This is a genomic window from Hymenobacter cyanobacteriorum (genome assembly GCF_022631375.1).
GTDB classification, from domain to species: domain Bacteria; phylum Bacteroidota; class Bacteroidia; order Cytophagales; family Hymenobacteraceae; genus Hymenobacter; species Hymenobacter cyanobacteriorum.
This window is the reverse complement of record NZ_JALBGC010000006.1, coordinates 255,415-279,725: the sequence shown is the minus strand read 5'-3', so window position 1 is coordinate 279,725 and position 24,311 is coordinate 255,415. Positions and strand designations below refer to the sequence as shown.

The window sequence follows — 24,311 nt, the reverse complement described above, 5'->3', positions numbered from 1 at the left end:
AGAAATAGCCCCGGCCACGTGAACGGGCCGAGGCTACGCAGGATGAACCGATGAGGCTCTCCTTGAAAGACTCAAAAATAGAAAAAAGTGGCCCCAGCGGCAACCCTTTATCACAGTATCTTTTGAACCAAACTTTTAATCAAGGCCAATGTTACTTCTTGGCCAGCGAGCCGTCGGCGTTGAACACCACGTCCTGGTGCTTGCCGCCCTTGCTCACTTCGGCTTCGTAGGTAGTCGTGCCAATGGCCGAGACGAGCACAGCCGCTTCGGTCACCTTGTAGGCCTTGTAGTCGCTGGCCAGCTTGGCCCGCACGGCGGCCGGCAGCTTGGCTGGCGACATATCCGATTCAGTTTCGACCAGCTCCCCGGCCGGAGTAATCAGGGCCGACATGGTGATGCCGTTCTGCTTGAAGCCGGCTTCGTACTTGTCGCCTTCCTTCTCCCACGAGTTGGTTTTCACCAAAGGAAATTTGGCTTTGAACGTGGCGCGGGCGGCGGCGGGCACCTGGGCGGGCTTCAGCATTTGGGCGTGGGCGGGGGCGGCGAGTGCCAGGGCAAAAGAAGCCAAAATCAGGACTTGTTTCATGAGCAAAAAGAGGGGTTAATTAAATTATAAGGAAAGCTAGCGGGCGATATTGAGTTCTTTTTGAGGTAGTCAGGAGCCGTTGGCGGCTTCTTTCGTTAAACCCAGCGTGGGCAAGCACACCAAGCCCCCGCTGGCAGCTGACCCGCGCAAAAAGGCTCCCTGCCGTGCCAGCAACAACCCTGGCACTGGCGGCAACTCTGCCGCCGCGGTTTCCAGTCCCGTGGGCCGCGTGCTCCGGGCTTACTCAGAATTGACCGCCTATACTTGTTGGGCCAACCCCGCCCTCCCCCCTATGAAAGTCCTGATTGTGGAAGACGAACCCGAGCTGGCGGCCAGCCTCGTGAGCTACCTGCAAGGCGAGCAGTACCGCTGCGAGGTGGCTGCCACCTTCGCCGTGGCCGAGGAAAAGATGCTGCTCAACGACTACGACTGCATCCTGCTGGATTTGACGCTGCCCGGCGGCGACGGCCTGGAGCTGCTGCGCCAGCTGCAGGCCCGGCACCAGGCCGACGGGGTCATCATCACCTCTTCGCGCAACGCCCTCGACGACCGCATTACCGGCCTGCAGCTCGGGGCCGACGACTACCTGCCCAAGCCCTTTCACCTTTCCGAGCTGAGCGCCCGCATCGCGGCCCTGGTGCGGCGGCGGCACTTCAACGGCTCAAACGTGGTGCTGGCCGGCCCGCTGGCCGTGGACCTGCTGGCCCGCACCGTGCGCGTGGCCGGCCAGCCGCTGCCGCTCACCCGCAGCGAGTTCGACCTGCTGGTGCTGCTGCTGGCCAACCAGCGCCGGGTGGTAATGAAATCCACCATTGCCGAGCACCTCTCGGGCGACCTCGCCGAGCACTTCGACTCCTTCGAGCCGGTGTACACCCACGTCAAAAACCTCAAGCGCAAGCTCGCCGAGGCCGGTGCGGGCGACTGCATCCGCACGGTGTACGGGCTGGGCTACCGCTTCGAGCTGCCCGCCGCATGAGCACGCCCCGCCCCCGCAAGCTGCTGCTGCGCACCCTGCGCGCCCAGCTGGCCTACGCCGGCCTCGTGCTGGTGGCCGGCACCTTCCTGTTCTACTACGTGCTGCGCCAGCTCTACTATACCGACGTGGACGAGGCCCTGGTGCTGCGCCGCGAGGAAGTGGTAAAAAAGCTGCCGCTGGTGCCCGCCCCGGCCGATTTGGCGTTGTGGATGCGGCTGGACCGCGACCTGGAAATCCGGCCGCTGGGGGCGGAGCGGGCCGCGCCGGAGCGCATCATCGGCGAGCTGCGCTATGACTCGCTGGCCCACGAAATGGAGCCCTACCGTACGCTCCTCACCACCGTGGCCTACCAGGGGCAGCCCTACCGGCTAGTGTTGCGCAGCTCGCTGGTGGAAGACGAGGATTTGCTGGCCGCCATCGGGCTGGCGCAGGCCGGGCTGCTGGTGGTGCTGCTCGGCGGGCTGGTGCTGGTGCAGCAGCGCGTGGCCCGGCGCCTGTGGCGGCCGTTTTATGTGACGCTGGCCCAACTGCGCCGCTTCCGCCTCGACCAGCGCACGCCCGTAGCTCTGGCGGTCAGCCTGGTGCAGGAGTTTGGGGAGTTGAACGAAGCCCTCACCGAGTTGCTGAGCAAGCACCGGCGCATTTTCCTCAGCCAGAAGGAGTTCACCGAGAATGCGGCCCACGAGATGCAGACGCCGCTGGCCGTGCAGCACACCAAGCTGGAGCTGCTGGCCCAGAGCCCTGACCTGACCGAAGCCCAGGCCCGCCACCTCGACGCGCTGGTGGCCGTGACCCAGCGCCTGGCCCGCCTCAACCGCAGCCTGCTGCTGCTGGCGCGCCTGGAAAACCACCAGTTTGCCGCCGACGAGGCCGTGGCCCTGCGCCCGGTGGTGGAAAGCATCGCCGACCAGCTCGCCGAGCAGGCAGAGGCCGCCGGCCTGCGCGTGGAGCTGGCCTTGACCGCTCCGGGCGAGGTGCGGGCCAACCAGGCGCTGCTGGAAATCCTGGTCAGCAACCTGCTCAGCAATGCCATCCGCCACAACGTGGCCGGCGGCACCATCCGGGTGCGCCTGACGGACGCAGAGCTGTTGGTTGAAAACACTGGCCGGCCCGTGGCTTTGCCGGTGGGTCAGGAGTTTGCCCGCTTTCGCAAGGACGCGCTCAGCGCACCCGGCGGGGTAGGCCTGGGGCTGGCCATCGAGCGGCAGGTGTGCGACACCTGCGGGCTGGGGCTGGCCTATGCCTTCTTCGCCCCCAACTGGCATCGGTTCACAGTGCAATTAGGTTAATGGTAGTTCATTGCCAACCGCACAAAAAAAGGCTCCGGTGGTAACCGGAGCCTTTCTGCTTTTCTAAAACGGGGACAGCATTTGCTTGGCTGCCGCCGCTATTTCTGGGCCGGCCGGATTATCCCGGTGGTAGATAACCGCGCCGTAGATGCCTTTCTCTCTGATTTTAATTTTTATGAAGTCTTTGCTAGTATCTTGACTCTCAAACATTATATCAAATTTGCGCGCTCTGAGCACTTCTTTTTTGTCTTCCGACGCGCAGATGAAACACACGACACTGTTTTTATTTTTTGCGAACTTCTCAGCGAACACGGCAGCTACCGTAGGGCCGATTCGCGGGTCTTCGCGGGGCGAAGGCAGGTTACCATCCTCGGGTTCCAGCGTGAACATGACGGCATCGGGGGCGAACGTGTTTTCTGGAAAAAACTCGGCCGCATCCACGAAATAGGCATCGTAAACGACTGGTTCATCAGTTATAAATTTATAAGCTGTCTCATATTCTGCCCCATCAGGTTGGGGTATGAGAAGATACGTTGTTGGTGATTTTAATCTCATTTAAAGGTGACAAATTTTTATTTTGCTTGCGCTCGGCGCTGATACGCTCTTTCTTTTCGAGCATTCGTTGCATGACGCTTTTCTCGGTTATTTTTTGATTCTTAGTTTCCACGGCGAAATAGTCGTTTGGGAATTGATGACTCCACTTTACAAAGGTGAGCTTCGGGCAATCTAATTAAATTATGGCGGGGCCTTATTCATAGCAAGTTAAAGTTGATTTACACCAAATATACGCACAAAAAGTCGAAATAAAAAATATTTCCCGAAAATAATTTGGAAATGTTTGCGACTTATCAGTAAGTTACGCGTGAGGTGGCGGGTAAGTTCAGACCCATTATAAAGAAACCGGCGGGCGGGCTCGTTCAAAACGGCTTTTCCCGCCGAAAAGGCTGCGCCTGCCATCGGCGCGCCTATACTCCGAACCTGCTCAGAATTGGCCAATAGCTTGCCGGCTCAACCGCCCGGCAGCGCCCCCCGCGCCCCGGCACTTCTGACCCGCATGGCCCGCACCCAACCTTTTTTCCGGCACGTCGCGCACGTAACCGGGCTCATGGCCCCGGCCCCGGAACCTGAGCGCTACGCTTACCACGACAACGATGCCTGCCCCGTTGGGCTGGAAATCAAGGCCAGTGGGGAATGGCAGTATTACGAGCCCAAGCTGAAAGAAGAAACCCGGCCCCGCTGCCCGCAGTGCCGGGCACTGGACGCGTAACCGGCTGTGCTTTTGACTGTACCAATGAATCGTTTTCTGCCCTTCCTACTCCGCCCGGCCGGGCTGCTGGCCCTGCTGCTAAGCATCGCCTTGCGGCCGGCGCAGGCGCAGGTGCCCGTGCGCGACCTGCCTTTTTACCAGGCGCAGGCCCAGCAAAACAGCCCCCTGGCCGTGGATGTCCGCAACCAGACCCAGGCCGCCCAGCTCGAAGCCCAGCGCATGCTGGCCTTCTACACCAAGGCCAATCTCACGGTAACGGGCAACTACCTGGTGGCCCCGGTGCTGGTGCACGAGGGCGGCCGTACCGAGCTGCGCTACTCCGGCGCAGGGGCCGACCGCTACTCCGGCTACGACGTGAACCTGACCAACGGCAGCCTCTACCAGGGCGTGGCCACGCTCACCAAGCCGCTCTTCAACACGGCCCGCGCCACGCTGTCCGGCCAGCAGGCCCTGACCTCGGCGCAGGTGCTCACCAACACGGCCCGCCTAAGCCTGCACGACTTGGATAAGCTGGTGGGCGACCAGTACATTCTCTGCCGGCAGGACGTGCAGCAGCTCGACTACGTGCGCGAGCTGCTCGGCATCCTGGACCGGCAGCGCCTGCTGGTGCGCAAGCTGGTGGAGGCCAGCCTGCTCAAGCAGTCCGACTACACCCTGCTCACGCTCGAATACCAGACCCAGCAGCTGGCCCTGAACACGTACCAGACCGCCTACCGCCGCGACCTGCTCGATTTGAACGTACTCTGCGGGCTGGGTGACACGGCGCAGGTGCTGTTGCCGGCCCCGGTCCTGACGCTGCAGCGGCCGGCCCCGGCCCGGTCGCTGTTTGCCGAGCGGTTTCGGCTCGATAGCCTGAACGTGGCCGTGACCCAGCAGTTCTACGAGCTGCGCTACCGGCCCCAGCTCAACGCCTTCGCCACGGGCGGCTTCAACGCCGTGACCCTGGCCGACCTGCCCAACCGCTTCGGCACCAGCGCGGGGCTGAGCTTTTCGTGGGTGCTCTTCGACGGGCACCAGCGCCAGCTGAGCCGCGACCGCACGCGGGTGCTGCTGGGCACCTCGCAGTACGCCCGCCAGAACTTTCAGGCCGTGAACCAGGTGCGCCTCACCCGCCTGCTCGACGAGCTGCGCGCCCTGGAAGCCCGCCAGACGCTGGCTCAACAGCAGGTGGCCACCTACCGCAGCCTGCTCGACTCCTATAAGAAGGAGGTGATTGCCGGGCAGCTCCCGGTCATCAATTACGTGCAGGTGCTTAAAAACTTCGCCCTCACCAGCCGCGACCTGGTGCTGCTGGAAAACAACCGCCTACTGCTCATCAACGCCTACAACTACTGGAACTGGTAGGCCGGCCTGCCCAAACTTCTTCGCTTTATGCGCTTTTCGCTTTCGCTGGCCGCCCATTGGCTGCTGCTCCCCCTGCTGTTGACCGCCTGCCACTCCAAGGACCCGGAGGATGACGCGGCCGGCCCGCCGCCCCGCGCCCAGGTGCGGGCCGTCACGGTCGCCACCCAGGCCCTAACCCAGTACCGCACGTTTCCGGCCACCTCCGTTTACCCGCGCAAGAGCACCGTCACGGCCCCCGTGGCCGCCTACGTCACCGGCGTGCGCGTGCGCCTCGGCGATAGGGTAACGGCGGGCCAGGTGCTCTTCACCCTCGAAACCAAGGAGCGCCGCGCCCTCGGCAGCGATGTCCAGCGCATCGACCCCGGCCTGAAAGGGTTTGGCCTGGTGGCGGTTACGGCACCTTCCAGCGGCATCGTGAGCGTGCTCAACGTCCAGCAAGCCGGGGACTACCTGCTCGAAGGCACGGCCCTGTGCACGGTGGCGGAGAGCAGCCAGCTCGTGTTTCAGCTCAACCTGCCCTACGAGTACCACGCCCTGGCCCAGGGCAACCCGAGCTGCACCATCGTGCTGCCCGACAGCACCCGCCTCACCGGCACCGTACTCGCGCCGCTGGCCAGCGTGAGCCCCGGCCAGTCGGAGGTGTACCTGGTGCGGCCCAGTAACCCGCCGGGCGTCATCCCCGAAAACCTGATTGTGCAGGTGCGCCTCACCCAGACCCAGCGCGACCACGCCCAGACCTTGCCCGCCGCCTGCGTGCTGGCCGATGAAACGCTGCACCATTTCTGGGTCATGAAGCTGGTCAACGACTCGACGGCCGTGAAAGTCCCCGTGACGCTGGGCGTGCAGAATCCCGCCGAAATCGAGATTAAAACCCCAGTTTTCAGCCCCCGCGACCGCATTCTGAGCGCCGGCAACTACGGGCTGGCCGACACCGCTAAAGTGAAGCTGGTACGATGAGCGAGCCCACCACTACCCCGGCCGCCGCGCCCGCCCCCCAGCCCGCCGCCACGGCGGCCGAGCCGGCCGAGACGTCGTATTTCCAGACCTACCGCAAGCCGATTCTGCTCATGGGCCTGCTCTTGCTGGCCGTGGGTTTGTTTGCGTATTCGCGGATGCAAACGGCGCTGTTTCCCGAGGTGACCTTTCCCAAAATCACGCTCATCGCCGACGCCGGGCAGCAGCCCATCGACCGGATGATGATAACCGTGACCAAGCCCCTGGAAGCCGCTGTGAAGCGGGTGAAGGGCGTGACGGTGGTGAAAAGCAGCACCAGCCGGGGCTCGTGCGTGATTCAGGTGTTTCTGAACTGGAACGTGGACGTGTACAGCACCAAGGCCCAGCTCGAAAGCCGCGTGAACGAGATAAAGGGGCTGCTGCCGGCCGGCGTCACCATCGCCACCGAAGCCATGAACCAGTCGCTGTTTCCGGTGCTGGGCTACTCGCTGGAAAGCAACTCGCGCTCGCCCATCGCCCTGCGCGACGCCGGCAACCTGCTGGCCCGGCCGCTCTTCTCGCAAGTGCCCGGGGCCTCCAACGTGGTGGTGCGCGGCGGCAAGGCTAAGGAATTCGTCGTCATTCCCGACCCGGCCAAGCTGGCGGGCCAGCGCCTGACGGCGGCCCAGCTGCAAGCCGCGTTTGCGAACAGCAATTTCGTGCTCTCGGCCGGCAACTTGGCCAGCTTCCGGCGGCTCTACCTCACCCTCACCGACACCCGCCTGGGCACCGCCGACGACCTGCGCCAGGTGGTGGTGCGCGCCGATTCGGGCCGCGTCGTGCGGGTGCGCGACGTGGCCACGGTGGACATTCAGGAGCAGCAGGAGTTCGTGCTCATCAACGCCAACGGCCACGACGCGGTGCTTATCGACCTCGTGAAACAGCAGGGCGTGGACCTGGCCACCTTCGCCCGCGACGCCCACGCCAAGGCCGCCGAATTACGCCGCCTCCTACCCCCCGGCATGACGCTCAAGCCCTACTACGACCAGTCGGTGTTCGTGAGCGACAGCATTGACAGCGTGATTCACAGCATCGTGGAAGGCCTGGCGCTGGCCATTCTGGTGATGATAGTTTTTCTGCGCTCGTGGCGGGCCAGCTTGGCGGTGCTGCTCACCATTCCGGTCACGGTCTGCTTCACGCTGCTGATGCTTTACCTGTTCGGCATTACGCTGGACATCATGTCGCTGGGGGCCATCGCGGCTTCGGTGGGGCTCATTATTGACGACGCCATCGTCATCATCGAGCAGATTTACCGCACCCACGAGGAGCACCCCGACCACAGCAACGTGCGGGTGGTGCGCGGGGCCATTCGCAGCCTGTTTCCGGCGATGGTGGCCTCCTCGCTGAGTACCATCGTCATCCATTTTCCCTTCCGGCTGATGAGCGGGCTGGCGGGCAGCTTCTTCAAGGAATTGTCGGATACGATGCAGATTACCATGGTCTGCTCGTTTCTGGTCACGTGGCTGCTGCTGCCGGTGCTGCACCTGCTCATCGGCTACCGCGCCGGCAAAACCGCCCACGCCCACAACGCGGCCCAGGAGCAGGCCGATAAGCTCAGCTGGCTGACCAGCCTCTTTGCCCGGCCGCTGCTGGCGCTGGTCCTGCTGCTGGGGCTGGGGGTGGGGGCATGGCTGGCGTCGGGCAAGCTCGAAACGGGCTTCCTGCCCGACCTCGACGAGGGCACCATCGTGCTCGACTACCACATGCCCTCGGGCACCGACCAGGCCGAAACCGACCGCGTGCTGCGCCGCATCGAAAAGGACATCATTACAAAGCACCCCGAGGTGGAAAGCTACTCGCGCCGCACCGGCATCGGCCTGGCTTTCGACACCCGCCAGCCCAACTACGGCGACTACCTCATCCAGCTCCGGCGCGACCACAAGCTGACCACGCCCGCCGTCATTGCCCAGCTGCGCCAGCGCATCGAAGCCACCGAGCCGGCCCTCACCGTGGACTTTGGCCAGCGCATTGCGGACCTGCTCGGCGACCTGATGAGCAGCTCGAAGCCCGTTGAAATCAAGCTCTTCGGCGACGACCAGGCCACGCTCGAAAAGCTCTCGGCCCGCATCGGCCAGGTGCTGGGCAACGTGCCCGGCGTGGCCGACATCAACGACGGCCTGGTGGCGGCCGGCCCCAGCATTGTGTTTCGGCCCGACATCGCCAAGCTGGCCCGCTACGGCCTCACGCCCCTCGATTTTCAGGCCCAGCTCAGCAACCTGGTGGGCGGCCAGGCCCTGAGCAATGGCACGGCGCAAGCCAGCATCTCGCCGGCCCAGGCAGGCTCGCTCGGCGGCATTCAGGTGGGGCAGGTGCAGGACGGCGAGCAGATGCGCCAGGTGCTGCTGCGCTACGTCGATTTCAGCCACAACAGCCTGGAGCAGCTGCAAAAGCAAGTGATTGCCCTGCCCAACGGCAGCGTGCGTCCGCTCCCCTTCTTCGCCGCCATCGACGTGGTACCCGGCGAGGTGGAGCTGCGCCGCGAAGACCTCAAGTCGGTGGCGCTCATCACGGCCCGCCTCGACGGGCGCGACCTGGGCTCGGCCATTCAGGACATCCGCCAGCAGGTGGGCCGCCAGGTGGCACTGCCGCCCGGCTACACCATCGTCTACGGCGGGGCCTACGCCGAGCAGCAGGCTTCGTTTCGCGAGCTGCTGCTGATTCTGCTCACGGCCAGCCTGCTGGTATTCGCGGTGCTGGTGTTCCTGTTTCGTGAGTGGCTGATTTCGGCCCTGGTGCTCTTTATCTCGGTGATGGGCATCACGGGCTGCGTGCTGGGGCTGTTCTTCGCCGGTATTCCACTGAACGTAAGCTCCTACACGGGCATCATCATGATAGTGGGCATTATCGCCGAAAACGCCATTTTCACGGTGCACCAGTTCTACGAGTCGCTGCGCGAGACGGGCGACGTGGACACGGCCATCCGCTACGCCATCGCCCTGCGCATCCGGCCCAAGCTGATGACGGCCATCGGGGCCATCCTTGCCTTGTCGCCGCTGGCCTTGGGTATCGGGCTGGGCGCCCAGATGCAGCAGCCGCTGGCCGTGGCCGTCATCGGCGGCTTCGTGGTGGCGCTACCCATGCTGCTATTCGTGCTGCCTACCGGCATGCGTCTGATTTACCACCGCCGCAGTGCCGCCCAGGAGCTGGCGGAGCGGGGGTAAAAAGAGTTGGCAGGTGTTTGTGAAACGCTGGCCCTATTGCCCACTTACGGCAGTAGGGCCAGCGTTTTCTTCAGGTTTAAAAACTTCGGCTTCTTGTCTTCCCACTCATAGTAGAGCACCTGAATGCCCAGCTCCTCAAAACGCTTGGCTACTTTACGACTCAGCTTTTGGGGAAATACGGCCACCAAAAAGGCCCGTTTGGGGAAGGGAACGCTATACAGCAGCAACTGTCCCATGGCCGTACACATGGCTTGGGTTGAGAGGGTCGTTTTCACCTCGAACAGCATGAGCACCTCACTTTGCCGGTGGATGAATAAGTCCCGGTTTTTGTCCCTCGCCACCTTCAAGCCCTGACTGACGAGTAGCTCTGCGAGCCGGTTCACCACAATGCCGTGAACCCGGTTAATGGTTGTCGGCTCCCGGCTTTCCGTCAGGATTTGCCCGTGGCTTTCTTCCGAGTAGATAAAGTCGGAAAAGTCGAAGGGGGCCCGCTCTTCATCATCGCTGATGAGGCGTTTAACGCGTTGAATCTGCTTGATAAAGTCCGCAACCTGACTGGCAAAGAGCGGCGATTCAAACTCGGCAACCAGGCAGAAATCAGTTCCCCGGTCCCCATCCCATGCCCTGACCCACTCCCCGGTGTAATTATCGGTAAAGTAGTTCTTGCCAATGCCGGGCTTGCCCCCGCCAATCTTTCCCCGGTGTAATACCAGTATTTTGCCGCCGTCTTCGACGGCAAACGCCCCGGCTATTCTTCTGTTGATGGTTTCAAACGGGAAGTTTATTTCGCCTACCAAGGAATTGTTGGACCCGGGTTTGGGTCGGCCCACGCCGAAGCCGTTCCAAAACTTTGTGGGCTGATTATTAGAAGAAACCCAGATGTCTAGTTCTTCCGAATAACTGACGGTATCAGCGAAATTACCGCTCGGGAAGCCTACCCAACACGCAATTCGCTCAGTAAACTCATCTGCCAGCTTATGCAGGAAGCGCCGGTGCAGCTGTTGAATTGTCCGCTGGTCATCGATAACTTTTATCATCCGGGAAATATAGCCGAACAAAGCCTGTGGCATGCGCAAACGCGCGGTTCAACCCTATTTCGGCCACCGCGCCACTAGCCAGAAACCTCAGCCCGCTCTGCGGCCTTCGCTCGCTCCGTGGCACTGTATTCATCCAGTACCAGCTGCAAAGACTCTAGCGTTGTCAGAAAGGCTCCCATGTTCAGCTCATCGGCTTCATCCACGAGGAAGGCATTGTGCAGCACGGCCAGCGTGGAGGTGGCCCCCACCCGGTATTTCTGCGGCTTGCGCAGGGTGAGGCCCTGCGCCTTCGCGTAGGGCTGGAGGCCGTACAACACGGCGTAAAGGGTGTCCACGCTGGGCGTCCAATCGCCGATTTTGACGACTACCTTTATCCCGTTCGCAAAGGCATTTTCAATTTGGATGTAAATATCAAACTCCTCGGTCCCGCGCCAGTGGTACCAAAAGCCTAAAAAGCCGCCGGTCGGGTTGGGCACGTAGCGCCAGTCACTCCACTCCCCAACAAGCTCCTGAAGGCGGCCGAAAAATCCCTCCGCAGCCTTCCGCTCAGAAGTTATATTGCTGAAAGTGGTGTACGAATTGGACTGCTGTTCAATAGTCGACAGGTATTCTTTGAAGTCATTGAAAACGTCGTTTTCGACCTCATGCGTCAGTAGCAGGTCAAGCACCTGCTTACGACTAACAATGGTGTAGCCTTTGGCGCTGATTTCGTTCAGCGTCGTAATGCTCTCGTTGCCGGTTTTCAGGTAGATGAACACCAGCTTGAAGCCCGTATCCTGGTAATGCTCGGTGGCAATCTTGTGGTAGCGCTCCAATTGTTCGGAATGCTCGCCGGTGTTGGTCTTGTCCTCAATAGCAATGAAATACTCTTCATTCACCTCCGCCCACACGTCAATGCCGTGCCACTGCCGGGCTGCCTCCACATACTTTATTTCGTAGTCGGCGGGGCATTGCAGCAGCAGCCGGATAAAATCCTGGGCGGCCTCGTGCAGCGCCTTACTGTACTGCCGACAATCCGCATTGCCCCACTGTAACAGCCAGGCGAAGAAGCTATCCTGCGACAATTCTTTTGTGGCCAGTGAAAAGAGGTTAGGCTTCATCCTTAACTATTTAGTGCTTGCTGGGTCCTATGCAGTAAAGCAAAGCTACCGGTATCGAATCCACGAGTAGCGCTGCTCGACACGATGCCGCCGAATCTGCTCAAAGCTTGCTCAGAATCAAGACAGAATATTGGGCCATTCGCACCTCAGCCCACTGTTTATGCCCTTCAAAACTGCCTGGCCCCTGGGGGCTGCCCTGCTCATGCTGCTGGCCGGCGGCTGCCACCCGGGCAGTCGGGAAGAAAAGCCTGAAGCGGCCAGCCCGCCAGCCGCCCGGCCGCTGCTCACGCTGGAGCGCACGGTGCCGCTGCCCAACGTGCAGGGCGGCTTCGATTTGATGGCGCTGGACGCGGCCGGCCAGCGGCTGTTTGTGGCCGCTGAAGACAACCACACCGTGGAAGTCATCGACGTGCGGGCGGGCCGCGCCCTGACCAGCCTGCCCGGCTTCGATGAGCCGAAATGGGTGGTGTACCGCCCCGAAGGCAACCGCCTGTTCGTGTCCACCGGCGGCGACGGGCGCGTGACGGAGCTGGACGGCCGCACCTACCGGTCGGTGCGCCACTACGCCTTTCGCGAAGCCTGCAACAACCTGCGCTACGACAGCCTGGCCCACCAGCTGGTGGTGGGCGTGGGCAAGACCTTCGGGGCACTGGGCCTGCTTGACGTGGCCCGCAATATGAAGATGGGCGAGATTCCGCTGGCTGGCTACGCCAAGCAGTTTGAGCTGGACGGCGGGCGCATTTACGTGAACGAGCCCGCCCTAAATCAGGTGGAAGTCATCGACCGCGCCACCCGCCGGGCAGTGGCGGTGTGGCCCGTGGCGGGGGCCGGCCAGAACATTCCCATGGGCCTGGACCGGGCGCACCAGCGCCTGTTCGTGGCCTGCGCGCCGGGCCGGTTGGTGGTGCTCTCCACCGTCGACGGCCGGCCGGTGGCCAGCCTGCCCATTCCGGCCGATGCCGACGGGCTGTACTACGACGCGCGGCGGGCACGGCTCTACGTGTCGTGCGGGGCGGGCAGCCTCGTGGTGGTGCAGCAGCAAACGCCCGACCGCTACGCTGTGCTGCAGTTGCTGCCCACGGTGTCGGGAGCCGGCACCTCGCTGTATTCGCCGGCGCTGGACCGCTACTTTGTGGCCCTGCCGCAACGGCCGGGGCAGCCCGCCGCCCTGCGCATCTACCGGCCCACGCCGTAACAACCTGCTATGCCCAAGTACCTGACCCGCGCCGTGTGGCTACTCTCGCTCATCAGCCTGTTCACGGACCTGGCCAGCGAGATGCTGTACCCCGTGATGCCGTTGTATTTACAGTCCATCGGCTTTTCGGTGTTTTTCATCGGCCTGCTCGAAGGCATAGCCGAGGCCGTGGCCGGGCTGAGCAAGGGCTACTTCGGGCAGTGGTCGGATAGGCTGGGCCGGCGCGTACCCTTCGTGCAGTGGGGCTACGGGCTGAGTGCGCTCAGCAAGCCGCTGCTGGCGGTGCTGGCCACCCCCGCCTGGGTGCTGCTGGCCCGCACCCTCGACCGGCTGGGCAAGGGCCTGCGCACCGGCGCCCGCGACGCCCTGCTCAGCGACGAAACTACGCCCGCCGACCGGGGCAAGGTGTTTGGCTTTCACCGCTCGATGGATACGCTGGGCGCGGTGCTGGGGCCGCTGGCGGCGCTGGGTTGGCTGGCCGCGCATCCGGGCCAGTACCGGCCGCTGTTTCTGTGGGCCTTCGTGCCGGGCGTGGTGGCGGTGCTCATCACGCTGGTGCTGCGCGAGCGGCGGGCCGTGCCCTCGGGGCGGCCGGTGGTGCCGTTCTGGGCCTCGTTCGGCTACTGGCGGCATGCCCCTCCCGCGTACCGGCGGGTGGTAGGCGGGCTGCTGGTTTTTGCTCTATTCAATAGCTCCGATGCGTTTTTGCTGCTGCTGGCCCGGCAGCGCGGGCTCTCGGCCCCCACGGTTATCGGGCTTTATATTCTCTACAACCTGACCTACGTGTTCAGCGCCTGGCCGCTGGGCCACCTGGCCGACCGGCTGGGTCCGCGCCGCCTGCTGGTGGGTGGCCTGCTGGTGTTTGCCGGGGTGTACGGCGGAGTGGCCCTGGCCCACGAGTTGTGGGTGTTCGGGGCGCTGTTTGCCCTCTACGGCCTGTACGCGGCGGCGACTGAGGGCGTGGGCAAGGCCTGGGTGAGCACGCTCTGCGCCAAGGCAGATACCGGGGCGGCGCTGGGCACCCTCGGCGGGCTCAGCAGCCTGGCGGCGCTGGTGGCCAGCACCGGGGCCGGCCTGCTCTGGCAGGGATACGGCCCGCTGCCCACCTTCGGGCTGGCGGCGGCCGTGGCGCTGGGCGTGGCCGCGTACCTGGCCCGCGTCCGGGTGGTAGCCTTGGAATAAACGGGCTTAGAAGGTAGCAGGCGGCGCTTAGCGAAAAGCTCAAAAGGTGCTCAAAGTCGGGCCGGAACCTTGCCGCCGCTTACCGCCGCCCCCACCGTTGGGCTGCCGGGCCGGGGGCTCGTGAACGTATGCTTACTGCTTTTTATTCGTCCCTGGCCGGGGTGGCGCTCTGGCTGAGCAGCCTGGGCACTGCCGCCGCGTAGGTACCCGTGGCCAAACCTGACACCCTGCACAAGTACGAAACCCCGGTGGGGTGCCGGCCCTCGCCAAGAAGCCCTTTTTCAAGAGCAAGGTATTCAAGGCCACCATTGTGCCGGCCGTGCTCATCGGCTACGGCATCAGCACCATCCACGCCACGGCAACGGCTTCTACAGCAGCTACTAGGGCCGCGACGATGTGCGGCGCGTATTCGGCGACTACCGCAACCGCTGGGTGCGGAAGCCCATCGGGTGCGACGTAAGCCTGCGCCCCGCTTACTAAGGCGGCGGTGCGGCCGGCGTGAGCTTCACCTGGCAGCCGCACTAAGCTAGCTGGGCGGTTTAGCCGCGCCGCCCGTATTACCGGGCTTATGGCCCAACCCCTGCCTCCCCTTTCCGAAACCCACCGCCGCGTGCTGGGCGTGCTCGTGCGCCTGGTCGAAGCCAAGCTGCTGGAAGCCGAGCAGCTGCTGGCCCTGGCCGCCCCCGGCCCCTCGGCCAGCCAGCCCGTGGTAAATGACCTGAGCCCCGCCGAGCGGACGCAGCTGCACGCCGTCATTGCCGCCGGGCGGGCCGAAATTGCGGCTTTTCACGCCCGCTACGGGCTCAGCTGCCAGCCCGTGAGCCTGCGTCACCTGCTTGCCACCAAGGCATCTATTTTGTGGGAGCAGCTCGAAGACAGCCGCAGCAGCAAGCTGCACGGCTACGGCCCACTGGACCCAGCTGCCGCGCAGGACCTCGACGCCACGCTGACGCGGCTGGTGGCCCTGACCAACCAACTTGCGCCCGGCGCGTAAAGCCGGCGGAATTGTGGGCACGATGTTCTATCTTTGCCCCACAAGTTCGGTGATGGATTTCCACCGTGAACCGCCAACGCTTCGGGGTTGAGCTGATGATTCCTACGCTACCTACGGGCCCTCGAAGCCTGCGGCGCGTAGGTTTTTTTTGGCTTTTTATTCCCCTTTGCCCGTGGCCTTTCGTTCCCCGTTTCCCCGCTTTCTTCGGCCCTCGCTGGCCATTGAGCAAACACCTCACTTGCTGTTTTTGCTGCGCTGGCTGCTGATTTGCGCCGCCGTGGGCGTGCTGGTAGGCTCGGCCTCGGCCGGCTTTCTCTTGTCGCTCGACTGGATTACCGCCTGGCGCGAAGCCCACCCCTGGATAATCTGGCTGCTGCCGGCCGGGGGCCTCGTCATTGGGGCCAGCTACCACTACCTGGGCCAGGGCGTGGTGCGGGGCAACAACCTGATTCTGGACGAAATTCACCGGCCGCAGGCCACCATTCCGCTGCGCATGGCTCCGCTGGTGCTCTTCGGCACGCTGGCCACCCACCTGTTTGGCGGCTCGGCGGGGCGCGAGGGCACGGCCGTGCAGATGGGCGGCACGCTGGCCGACCAGCTCACCCGCCTTTTCGGCCTGCGCCCCCGCGACCGGAAGATTCTGCTCATTGCCGGCATCAGCGCGGGCTTTGCCTCGGTGTTCGGCACGCCGCTGGCCGGGGCCGTGTTCGGGCTGGAGGTGTTTCTGATTGGCACGATTCGCTACGACGCCATCGTGCCGAGCTTTCTGGCCGCTGTCTGCGCCGACCTGGTGACCAAGGCCTGGGGCGTGGGCCACTCGCACTACCCGCAGCTCGACGCGCTGCCCCTCACACCGCTGGCCCTGGTGCTCACGCTGGGCTGCGGCATCGCGTTCGGGCTCACGGCAAGGGGATTCGCCACGCTCACCCACCAGATTACGCACTGGTTCAAGCGTATTAAATACCCGCCGCTGCGGCCCGTGGTGGGCGGCGTGCTGGTGGCACTAGCTGTCTTCGCGCTGGGCACTACCAAATACATCGGGTTGGGCGTGCCGACCATCCTGGCCTCGTTTCAGACGGCGGCCCTGCCGCAGGATTTTGTGCTCAAGCTCGTGCTCACGGCCCTCACGCTGGGCTGCGGCTTCAAGGGCGGGGAAGTCACGCCGCTGTTCTTTATCGGGGCTACCCTCGGGTCGGCGCTGGCGCTGGTACTGCCGCTGCCGGTGGCGCTACTGGCGGCCATGGGCTTCGTGGGCGTGTTTGCGGGCGCGGCCAACACGCCGCTGGCCTGCACGCTGATGGGGCTGGAATTATTTGGCGCGCACGCCGGGGTGTACCTGGCGCTGGCCTGCGCCACGGCCTACCTGTTTTCGGGCCACACGGGCATCTACTCGGCGCAGGTCATTGGCCACGCCAAGCACCTGCGCTTCGGCCGCGAGCAGGGCCAGCAGTTGGGCAACATCCCCACCCACCGCGAGAATGGCCGCGCCACGGCCGCCAACCGTAAAGCCGAGTCATGAAGCGCCCCACGCCCCCACCCCACACGCCCTACACCGTGCTGCGGCTCTACTTTGAGCACGGCACCCACGTCGCCGGCCGGCAAGGCTGGCGCAAGCTGCTGGGGCAGCCGCTGGCCCACGAGCTGCTGAAAGCCGCCAAAGCGCTGGGCATCGAGCAGGCCCTGTCATTCAACGTGACGGCCGGCTACCTGCGCGGCGACGCCCTGCACCACGGGCACCACGAGCACATGCCCGTCAAGCACCCGCAGTGCGTGGAGCTGATTGACTCGCCCGACCAGATTGCTCGGTTTCTGGAGCAGCATCAGCAGCTTCTAGACCAGGTGCGGGTGCTGCTGCGCGAGAGCGGTAACGTGGAGCGCTGAGTACCTTTGGCCTTGGTTAAAAGTTTGGTACAAAGGTTAAACGAGCGGGGCCGCTGGAGACTCCCAGTCGAAGGCAAAAAGGGCCTCCACGTCGAAGCGGAGGGAATCTTTCAGGGCGTCTTCCGAGAAATCGAACTCGCCGTGCAGGTTGACGTGCTGCCAGCTCACGGGCGAGCTGGCGGCGATGGCATCAGCCACGGCCTGGCGCTCAGCCGCCGGGGCCTGGAGTAGATATTGGTTGAGGTAGAGGCAATTCCAGCACACAATCACGTTTTGCACCAGCCGTTTGCAGGCATCTGCCAGCTGCTGCTCTTCCTTGCCGGCGTAGGGAATCTGCCCGTTCTGGCCGTAAAACACCGCCCGCGCAAACGAATGGGTGCTTTCGAGCTTGTCCAGCTGGTCATCAATGCGCTTGCGCAGGTCCTGGTCGTCCATGTAGCGCAGCAGAAACTCAGTGCGCACCGCCCGGCCCAACTCGCGCAGGGCCAGGTACACGGGGTGGTGCTGGGAGTAGGAATTGAGCCGCCGCAGCACGGTAGAGGCCGTCACATGCTTTTGCTTGAGGCTCACCACCAGCCGCACGAGCGTGTCCCACTGCGCTTCAATCAAGGCCCGGTCCAGGCGCTTGACCGGGGCCAGGCCGTAGGCGGCCAGGTCCGGCACGTCCATGCCGGCAAAGGCGTAGAGCTGCTGGTCCTGAAAGGACTGGATGCGCGGGGCGAAGGCCACGCGAATCAGGTAGGTCACGGCAAAGTTGACTTCGGTAAAGCCGTGCGTATCGGTGCTGTGAATGGTGGATTCCACCACGTCGTTGTGCAAGATGCCGTCCACCAAATAGGCCGCCTCGCGCTCGGAGGCGCTGATGGTGACGGAGTGAAACAACCGGTGCCGGTCGTCGAGGAAGCCGTAGGAAACAATCCCTTTTTCCTGCCCGAAGTATTTATAGGAGTGCGTGGCGTGAATGGAATCGACGGCCACGTAGTACTTCTGGCCATCGGAGGACGTGTGGGTCTGGCCCGGGTCGCGCTGGAACAAGCGGCTCACGGGCAGCTTGCCCGTGAGGGCTATCACCGCGTCGTTGGCCCGGCGCAGGTTATCGAGGGAGAAGTACCAGTTGACGGTGTTTTCCAGCGTGGATTGGGCCACGTGCTTGGTGGCGTGGGCCATGCGCGTCAGGCCCAGGTTGCAGCCGTAGGCCATGATGCCGGCAAAGAAGACCCGTTCGGCGGGACGGGGCGGGCGGTGGCGGGGGCTCCAGTGTTGCAGGCACTCGGTGAAGCGGCACGCCTGGTTGACCGTGTGCAGCACCTCGTGCAACGAAATAAGCCCTGGCCCGGGGAACAGCGGCTGGGGCGGCGGCGCCTCCTCGTCCGCAGGCCGGGCGGGCGTGAGGAAGCGGGGCCGGCCGTCGGCGCGCGTCTTCACGCCGGGGTTGGTGCCGGCCGCCAGCCGGTCGAAGGTGCCGGCAAACGCGGTAGCCAACTTCGTCTGCAGCGCGTCGAGCCAGGGGCCGGCCGCGCGCAGTTCCAGCAGGTTGGTTTGCTGCAGCAACGCGTCCCGCTGCCGCTCCCATGTCGCCCCGTCCAACAAGTACGTGTCGAAGGGGCGGTAGCGCAACGAGTGCAGCAGGTTGAGCTTGCCCGCTTTCAGGTGGTCGGCCACGTGGCCCGCCAACAGGGCCTTGTAGAGCGACACGGGGCTGGCCGCTTCGCCGAGCGCCGCGCGTTCGGCCGGTTTCAGAAAGCCCGTCGGCGGGTGGCTGCCCAGCTGCCCGTCGCGCGCCCGATAGTGGGCCAGGGCGTGCGCCAGGGGGCTGTCGGCCGCGCCCTCGTAGGCCACGCGGCGCAGAATCTCGCCCAGCCGTCGCTGCAGGGCGCGGGAGCGCTCTTCCACGACCTGGTAGTAGGGTCCGCTGGCACTGCCCCCGCCGGTTTTGCGCAGCTGCTGGGCCGTGTGCCGCAGCTGCCCGAAGGCCGTCACCTCCGGGGTTTGGAGCCAGGCCAGCAGCGCGGCTACTTTCTCCGCGTTGGTGCGGGCAAACGAAAAGGCCACGTCTTCCAGCTGGGCCAGGGCCGTGCCGTGGCGCACCACCCCGTCGAGCAGTTCCCGCAGCTGGCCGGCCGTGTCCTGCTGCTGGCGGTAGACGCGCTCCTGGGTTTCCCGTTGGGCGGCGTTGCGGTGGGTCTGCACGGCCTGCTGCAACATTTCGGTCAACAGGTCGCCCACCTGGTAGTACTGGTAGACCACGAAGCAGAGCACCATCAGGTACTTTTTGTCGGCCTGCTGCCGCACCTGGAAGACCTGCGCCCGTTCGACGTAGCGGGCGTAGTAGCGCACGACCTCCTCCGATAAGTCCAGGGCCTGCACCACGGGGTACACCTGCGTAAAAAGGGGCTGCAGCACGGCGTAATCCTGCACGTTGGCGCGGATGGCGCTCGGCCGCATCAGTTCCAGGCTGCGCTTGAGGGTGGTGAGCCGGTAGGGCCGGTGGGGATGAGCGGGCTCCTCCGCGTCGGTGGTAAACAAGGCATCCAGCTGCTGGCGCACGGCGGGTGTGAGCAACGCGGCCAACTGCGTGGTCAGCTGCTGCTCGACCGTGCGGAAGGCCTCGGTCACGACGCCGGCCAGCGCGGCGTAGGTGGGCACTTCCCAGCGGCGGGCCCGCAGCGTATCCACGGCCGAGCGAAACACGGCCACGGTGTTCATCTGCTGGCGGGCGAAGTGGGTCACCTGCGCGCGCACGGCGGCTTCGACCTGTTCGAAGGGGGCCACGCCGAACTGCTGCAGAATTAGCTGGCGGTGGTGAAAGCGGGTGGCCTTGTCGTAGCGCGCCCACTCAACATTTCCCAAGCGGTAGCGCTGCTGTACGTACGCGCCGTCGGCGGCCCGAAACCGGTCGGTGGAGAAGAAGCGGCCGGTGGCCTGAAAATAGCTCACCTGCAGCACGAAACCGCCCCGGCTGTGGGGCGTCACCAGGCTGCCGAGCACCTGGGCGGCCCATTCGGGCAAGCTGCAGTAGAGCTTGCGCTGGGCCGCGGTCCACTTGGGCGGGTGGTCGAACGCCCGCTGCTGGGCCGCGTCGAGTAGCGGGAGGTAGCGCACGGACTTACGGGGCCAGCTGGCGCCGGTAGCGCTTGACGCTCGACTCACTGACGCCAGTGGCGGCCACAATTTGGTGCACCGACATGCCGGCGGCCAGGCAGGCCTGCACCTTGGCCAGCTTCGCCGCGTCTACCCCGGCGCGGCGGCCCAGGTGCTTGCCCTGCGCTTTGGCCAGGGCGATGCCCGCGGTTGCCCGCTCGCGGATGCTCTCGCGGTCGTACTCGGCCAGCGCGGCGAAAATGCCCAGCACCAGCCGCCCGGCCGGTGTGGCCGTGTCGATGCCCAGGTCCAGGGCGACGAAGCGCACCTGGCGGGCGTGCAGGTCGGCCACGACCTGCATGATGTGGGCGCTGTTGCGGCCCAGCCGGTTGAGCCGGGCCACGGTCACCGTGTCACCGGCGCGCAAGGTGGCCAGCAACTCGGTGAGCACCGGGCGCTGCGTGGTGGTGCCGCTGATTTTTTCCTGAAACAGGCGGTCGACGCCGGCGGCCGTGAGCTGGTCGAGCTGAGTGTCGAGGTGCTGGTCTTTGGCCGAGACGCGGGCATAGCCGAAATGCATATAAACGGGTCAACAAGGTGGGGCCACGAAGGTAAGGAGGTGAACCCACTTTCTGGCCCCAGCTTGGCCTATCCCGCAGTCATCAATTGGTGGGGGCCGGCAAGGTGTACCTTTTTGGGCTCAGTTACCAGCTCAAGTAAGGAGCGTTGACATGTCCGCCTAAAGGGTATCCTTATAACTCGAACGCAAAAAAAACTGACTGTCCTTTGCATTTATGAATAATATTTATACATTTGGCTTAGAAGGGATTAGTTGTTACTTCAAAATAGCATACCAGTCGGTCTGGGTGTTTATGGTACCATTGCTCCCCCCCTAACGCACCCCATCTTAACCTTTTAAAAGGTGTTCTCAACTCCGCTAATCATAAAGTAAAAGACAAAAGCTAAACTAAAGCTCATCCAAGAACCTTATAATTAGCATAATGAGGGACCAAACGAATCAGCTGTGGGAGACTTGTTATCTCTGGTTAAAGAAATGTGGCGTTAAAGTTCATAAATCGTACTGTAAAGAAGAAATCAGTACGCACCCTGATTATCCAGCGCTCACTTCGGTTGTTAACTTTTTAGAGAGTGGGGGCATGAGCTATCATGCTGTTAAAGCTTCTCCAGAATATATTCAGGAGTTCACATACCCTGTATTAGCTCATATACAGTCACCCGGTCAGGAGTACATGCACATTGTACCGGATGCTAAGTATTGGGATACACAAAATGAAATCACCCAAAACTGGTCTGGCATCGTCGTCGTACCAGGAGAAAAGGCAACGTGGAATACTAGGGAAAATAGCGCCTACTTGCGTAGTGAGCATGAAAAACAAGGGGTTATTTGGGCAATATGCTTCATCACTTTAATATTAATTGGATTTTCTGTATATAGACTGCCAAATTTATTGCTTAATGCCTTTGGTTTGTTAGCCTTTGCTGGCATTCTTACAAGCATACTACTACAAGGTAATGAGTTAGGCTTCCAGAGTCAAACTATCAAACAGGTGTGCGGACTTATCAATGAGTCAGGATGTGAACGTGTCATGAAGAGCAATTATGGGAGAGGTTTTGCGGGAATCACACCTGCGGATGCTTCCTTGATATACTTTATTACACAATTTTTACTATATATCGCTGGTTCCCTTGGGTATTTTCCCCTTTTTTCAGGGTTAGTAACAATCGCCTATATGACCATAGGCGTCATTGCTTGGAGCATTTATACCCAGGCGGTTAAACTCAAAGAGTGGTGTGCGCTATGCGTTGCCGTCGTTGCAATACTGAGTAGTCAAGTCCTTTTGGCTTTCTCTCTGAATATTCAGTTGGGTAATCTGGGTAGTATGGGTGCATTTACGGCATGCGCTGCTATACTAGCCGCCCTTTTATTACCCGTTAAAAGGCTCGTTAAGGTTAATAATGCAAATAAGATTAAGCTATCGGAGTTAAAAAAATGGAAGACTGATGGTTTACTGTTTATAAGTCAATGGCAGCAAGAAAAACCAATTGATGATACAAAGTGGCACAACGACTTAATTTTAGGCTCGATTCACTCACCCTTATGGATTACAGTTGCGTGTAACCCCTACTGTAATCCATGTGCGAAGACTCATCAGAAACTTGATGATTTGCTAGAACGATACAATGGAAAGTTGAGTGTACAGATAAGGCTAATGGCAACTCCCGATGATGCAAACAACAAAATAACACAAGCCACCCGAGCTATTTTGCAGAAAGCCGCTTGGGGCATGACCCAGGTTGACTTGCAAGCAATGATGACAAGCTGGTTCGAAAAAATGAATTTGCAATCATGGGCTGATTTATGGAAGCCAGACATTACCCTGGATGTGCAAAAAAGACTTGAACAGCATCAGCAGTGGATGACACAAACCCGCATTACTTATACTCCAACCTTGTTTTTGAACGGTAGAAAAATTCCAGGAAGGTATTCACTGGAGGATATTGAACCGTTACTTCCTCAATTATTGGCTTTGTTGCCGTCGGTATCTAGAGATACTGCTGTCTATCAGTAGTATAGTTGCTTCTGGATTATCAACCATCGGTGTAGATTGCAACTTCTATACCATCACAAAATCCCCAAAACCATATGAAAAGTGTGTCGAAGCCTAGTTTTCATGACTTAAAGCCCTTGAGTCATGATGAAATGAAGCAAATCAAGGGAGGGCTATATGCGCCTGTTGATTCGTGCCAACCTCTTGGTAAAGATGAGTATTGCGATGATGGTTCACTCTGCAGCAACAATGGCATTTGCAGCATGTGCTGCGCCGCCTAGTGGGCACGTTGCTGTCTCCGCGCAATGGAACAGATGTATAATGCTGTTCCACTAAGAAAAAGAAGGCTTCCTGATAAAGGAGGCCTTCTTTTTGTCCCCTAAATCTTTTTTAATAGCAAGCGCTGTCTACGGCGCGGACAGATTTAATTTTTAGCTTTTTTACGCTTTTGCAATGAAAAACCTGATATTACTTGGCATTTTTAATTACTGTATTATCGTGTCTGCTTTCGCACAGACACAACGTTCCGGCACAGTCTCGGTTGCCAAAAACACTGGAACACAAACGGTGCAATCACCCTCAAAAATTAGTCTACATGGTGAAATTATGGGGAAATCCGTTCCAGACGATTCGATTTTTTTCGTCACGGGTGGTATTAACCGAAAGTACTACGACAGTCCCATTCCTCCTGCTAGGATTACAGCTAATAGTTTCAATGTTGAAACTAACATCAGCTACCCCCAAATGCGACGAATTCTTCTTAAGAGTGACCGCGGTAAACGGACGTATAGGCGTGGAGAGTATTTCATAGATGCGTCGACTAGTTCAATTGCAGTAGATTATGTCGTCGAAGAGTGCAATCTAGGGAACGGAACTAATGACATAGAATATCGCACGAAGTTTATACCTTCGTTTTATCCAGCTAATGCAGCTATTGATTGTCATGAACGCAGTTTCGATGAACTAGCATGGGATAAGGCCTTAAAATTCGACAGCACACTCCACAAGTATGTGAAGGCAAATCCTACTTCATACGTCGCTCTATGGAGTCTCATTGAGCGATTCAGCAAGTTTGGACATACGCAATTGCGTGAAAAGATATTAACAAGCTTTTCTAAAAGCATCCAAAGTACGCGCTTGTGGCAAACACTGAATGATGATATGAAGAAGGCTCTAATAAAGCAGGGAGCCGTTTTTCCTCAGATTAGTGTCAAAGGGGCTTCGCAACCTGAGCACCTATTGGTGCTTCCAAAAGTACAATACACGCTTGTGGACTTTTGGTTCTGCCGTTGCAAGCCCTGCATCGAATCCTTCCCCGCCTTGAAGAAGCTGTACGCCGCTTATCAAGGTAAGGGTTTTGAGTTGGTCAGTATTTCAACTGACCGAACGCAAGAAGTTCCACTTTGGCAGAAGCGAATAATAGAGTTTGAACTTCCTTGGCCTCAATATCTAGATGAAAACGCCGTTGCAGCTTCTAAACTGGATATATATAGTTATCCATCCACTTTTCTACTCGACCATAATGGTAAAGTATTAATGAAAGACGTCACCCCTGAATTTTTAGAGAAGTTTTTAGCTGATAAGCTGATGAAGTAATCCTAAGTATCGTCACCTGAAATTTATTTAAATGAAAGCTGACTAATTACACATGCACC

The 24,311-nt window shown here is 61.0% G+C and carries 20 protein-coding genes and 1 riboswitch; of the genes, 14 read left to right on the top strand and 6 right to left on the bottom strand.

The genetic code is table 11. The annotated features are described in order from the left end of the window. Window positions 1-151: 151 nt before the first annotated feature. A complete protein-coding gene (locus tag MON38_RS21055) occupies window positions 152-586 on the bottom strand; it encodes a hypothetical protein (protein WP_241938129.1) in 435 nt (144 codons plus the stop codon). Between the two features lie 292 nt (window positions 587-878). Here MON38_RS21055 and MON38_RS21050 point away from each other — a divergent pair, with 292 nt between their 5' ends. After that, complete coding sequence (locus tag MON38_RS21050) at window positions 879-1,562, top strand: response regulator transcription factor (protein ID WP_241938128.1); 684 nt, start codon at window positions 879-881, stop codon at window positions 1,560-1,562. After that, window positions 1,559-2,851 (top strand): sensor histidine kinase, encoded by a 1,293-nt coding sequence (locus MON38_RS21045; protein ID WP_241938127.1) that lies wholly within the window; start codon window positions 1,559-1,561, stop codon window positions 2,849-2,851. The genes MON38_RS21050 and MON38_RS21045 overlap by 4 nt, the downstream gene beginning before the upstream one ends. 63 nt (window positions 2,852-2,914) lie before the next feature. Here the strand turns inward: MON38_RS21045 and MON38_RS21040 are convergent, their stop codons facing one another. Beyond that, window positions 2,915-3,406 (bottom strand): DUF6169 family protein, encoded by a 492-nt coding sequence (locus MON38_RS21040; protein WP_241938126.1) that lies wholly within the window; start codon window positions 3,404-3,406, stop codon window positions 2,915-2,917. Between the two features lie 499 nt (window positions 3,407-3,905). Here MON38_RS21040 and MON38_RS21035 point away from each other — a divergent pair, with 499 nt between their 5' ends. The 4 genes from MON38_RS21035 to MON38_RS21020 are packed head-to-tail and all read left to right on the top strand — an operon-like array spanning window position 3,906 to window position 9,616. After that, entirely contained in the window at window positions 3,906-4,118 is a 213-nt protein-coding gene (locus tag MON38_RS21035) for a hypothetical protein (protein WP_241938125.1), read from the top strand. Between the two features lie 24 nt (window positions 4,119-4,142). Then, complete coding sequence (locus MON38_RS21030) at window positions 4,143-5,462, top strand: TolC family protein (protein ID WP_241938124.1); 1,320 nt, start codon at window positions 4,143-4,145, stop codon at window positions 5,460-5,462. Between the two features lie 27 nt (window positions 5,463-5,489). Beyond that, on the top strand, window positions 5,490-6,419 hold the full coding sequence (locus MON38_RS21025) for an efflux RND transporter periplasmic adaptor subunit (protein ID WP_241938123.1): 930 nt from the start codon (window positions 5,490-5,492) through the stop codon (window positions 6,417-6,419). Continuing rightward, window positions 6,416-9,616, top strand: coding sequence for an efflux RND transporter permease subunit (locus MON38_RS21020; RefSeq protein ID WP_241938122.1), 3,201 nt, complete (start codon window positions 6,416-6,418; stop codon window positions 9,614-9,616). Before MON38_RS21025 ends, MON38_RS21020 begins: the two co-directional genes overlap by 4 nt. Before the next feature lie 44 nt (window positions 9,617-9,660). Here MON38_RS21020 and MON38_RS21015 read toward each other — a convergent pair whose 3' ends face one another. Both MON38_RS21015 and MON38_RS21010 read right to left on the bottom strand, forming a co-directional pair. Beyond that, window positions 9,661-10,686, bottom strand: a complete 1,026-nt coding sequence (locus tag MON38_RS21015) for a hypothetical protein (RefSeq protein WP_241938121.1) — start codon at window positions 10,684-10,686, stop codon at window positions 9,661-9,663. Between the two features lie 41 nt (window positions 10,687-10,727). After that, complete coding sequence (locus MON38_RS21010) at window positions 10,728-11,753, bottom strand: PD-(D/E)XK nuclease family protein (protein WP_241938120.1); 1,026 nt, start codon at window positions 11,751-11,753, stop codon at window positions 10,728-10,730. Between the two features lie 160 nt (window positions 11,754-11,913). On the opposite strand from MON38_RS21010, the gene MON38_RS21005 reads away from it, so the two are divergent. From MON38_RS21005 to MON38_RS20980, 6 genes are all read left to right on the top strand, one after another. After that, window positions 11,914-12,948 (top strand): YncE family protein, encoded by a 1,035-nt coding sequence (locus tag MON38_RS21005; protein WP_241938119.1) that lies wholly within the window; start codon window positions 11,914-11,916, stop codon window positions 12,946-12,948. A gap of 9 nt (window positions 12,949-12,957) precedes the next feature. Further along, window positions 12,958-14,130 carry an MFS transporter gene (locus tag MON38_RS21000; protein WP_241938118.1) on the top strand — a complete coding sequence of 391 codons (1,173 nt, stop codon included), beginning with the start codon at window positions 12,958-12,960 and terminating at the stop codon, window positions 14,128-14,130. A gap of 253 nt (window positions 14,131-14,383) precedes the next feature. Next, complete coding sequence (locus tag MON38_RS20995; protein ID WP_241938117.1) at window positions 14,384-14,590, top strand: hypothetical protein; 207 nt, start codon at window positions 14,384-14,386, stop codon at window positions 14,588-14,590. Between the two features lie 108 nt (window positions 14,591-14,698). Further along, complete coding sequence (locus MON38_RS20990) at window positions 14,699-15,124, top strand: hypothetical protein (RefSeq protein WP_241938116.1); 426 nt, start codon at window positions 14,699-14,701, stop codon at window positions 15,122-15,124. Window positions 15,125-15,163: 39 nt separating this feature from the next. Next, window positions 15,164-15,236: riboswitch (Fluoride riboswitch) on the top strand. 60 nt (window positions 15,237-15,296) lie between these two features. Further along, window positions 15,297-16,643, top strand: coding sequence for a voltage-gated chloride channel family protein (locus MON38_RS20985; RefSeq protein WP_241938115.1), 1,347 nt, complete (start codon window positions 15,297-15,299; stop codon window positions 16,641-16,643). Next, a complete protein-coding gene (locus tag MON38_RS20980) occupies window positions 16,640-17,005 on the top strand; it encodes a DUF190 domain-containing protein (protein WP_241938114.1) in 366 nt (121 codons plus the stop codon). The genes MON38_RS20985 and MON38_RS20980 overlap by 4 nt, the downstream gene beginning before the upstream one ends. A 36-nt stretch (window positions 17,006-17,041) precedes the next feature. Here the strand turns inward: MON38_RS20980 and MON38_RS20975 are convergent, their stop codons facing one another. Both MON38_RS20975 and MON38_RS20970 read right to left on the bottom strand, forming a co-directional pair. Further along, complete coding sequence (locus tag MON38_RS20975) at window positions 17,042-20,107, bottom strand: Tn3 family transposase (RefSeq protein WP_241938113.1); 3,066 nt, start codon at window positions 20,105-20,107, stop codon at window positions 17,042-17,044. Between the two features lie 4 nt (window positions 20,108-20,111). Next, complete coding sequence (locus tag MON38_RS20970; RefSeq protein ID WP_241938112.1) at window positions 20,112-20,666, bottom strand: recombinase family protein; 555 nt, start codon at window positions 20,664-20,666, stop codon at window positions 20,112-20,114. A 421-nt stretch (window positions 20,667-21,087) separates the two neighbouring features. Here MON38_RS20970 and MON38_RS20965 point away from each other — a divergent pair, with 421 nt between their 5' ends. Together MON38_RS20965 and MON38_RS20960 are read left to right on the top strand one after the other, a co-directional pair. Next, window positions 21,088-22,677 carry a vitamin K epoxide reductase family protein gene (locus MON38_RS20965; RefSeq protein WP_241938111.1) on the top strand — a complete coding sequence of 530 codons (1,590 nt, stop codon included), beginning with the start codon at window positions 21,088-21,090 and terminating at the stop codon, window positions 22,675-22,677. A 432-nt stretch (window positions 22,678-23,109) separates the two neighbouring features. Then, window positions 23,110-24,252 (top strand): TlpA family protein disulfide reductase, encoded by a 1,143-nt coding sequence (locus MON38_RS20960; protein ID WP_241938110.1) that lies wholly within the window; start codon window positions 23,110-23,112, stop codon window positions 24,250-24,252. Window positions 24,253-24,311: the final 59 nt, after the last annotated feature.

Coding starts and splice junctions, on each gene's coding strand:
- MON38_RS21055 (WP_241938129.1), bottom strand. CDS start 586: ATGAAACAAGTCCTGATTTTGGCTTCTTTTGCCCTGGCACTCGCCGCC.
- MON38_RS21050 (WP_241938128.1), top strand. CDS start 879: ATGAAAGTCCTGATTGTGGAAGACGAACCCGAGCTGGCGGCCAGCCTC.
- MON38_RS21045 (WP_241938127.1), top strand. CDS start 1,559: ATGAGCACGCCCCGCCCCCGCAAGCTGCTGCTGCGCACCCTGCGCGCC.
- MON38_RS21040 (WP_241938126.1), bottom strand. CDS start 3,406: ATGAGATTAAAATCACCAACAACGTATCTTCTCATACCCCAACCTGAT.
- MON38_RS21035 (WP_241938125.1), top strand. CDS start 3,906: ATGGCCCGCACCCAACCTTTTTTCCGGCACGTCGCGCACGTAACCGGG.
- MON38_RS21030 (WP_241938124.1), top strand. CDS start 4,143: ATGAATCGTTTTCTGCCCTTCCTACTCCGCCCGGCCGGGCTGCTGGCC.
- MON38_RS21025 (WP_241938123.1), top strand. CDS start 5,490: ATGCGCTTTTCGCTTTCGCTGGCCGCCCATTGGCTGCTGCTCCCCCTG.
- MON38_RS21020 (WP_241938122.1), top strand. CDS start 6,416: ATGAGCGAGCCCACCACTACCCCGGCCGCCGCGCCCGCCCCCCAGCCC.
- MON38_RS21015 (WP_241938121.1), bottom strand. CDS start 10,686: ATGCCACAGGCTTTGTTCGGCTATATTTCCCGGATGATAAAAGTTATC.
- MON38_RS21010 (WP_241938120.1), bottom strand. CDS start 11,753: ATGAAGCCTAACCTCTTTTCACTGGCCACAAAAGAATTGTCGCAGGAT.
- MON38_RS21005 (WP_241938119.1), top strand. CDS start 11,914: ATGCCCTTCAAAACTGCCTGGCCCCTGGGGGCTGCCCTGCTCATGCTG.
- MON38_RS21000 (WP_241938118.1), top strand. CDS start 12,958: ATGCCCAAGTACCTGACCCGCGCCGTGTGGCTACTCTCGCTCATCAGC.
- MON38_RS20990 (WP_241938116.1), top strand. CDS start 14,699: ATGGCCCAACCCCTGCCTCCCCTTTCCGAAACCCACCGCCGCGTGCTG.
- MON38_RS20980 (WP_241938114.1), top strand. CDS start 16,640: ATGAAGCGCCCCACGCCCCCACCCCACACGCCCTACACCGTGCTGCGG.
- MON38_RS20970 (WP_241938112.1), bottom strand. CDS start 20,666: ATGCATTTCGGCTATGCCCGCGTCTCGGCCAAAGACCAGCACCTCGAC.
- MON38_RS20965 (WP_241938111.1), top strand. CDS start 21,088: ATGAGGGACCAAACGAATCAGCTGTGGGAGACTTGTTATCTCTGGTTA.
- MON38_RS20960 (WP_241938110.1), top strand. CDS start 23,110: ATGAAAAACCTGATATTACTTGGCATTTTTAATTACTGTATTATCGTG.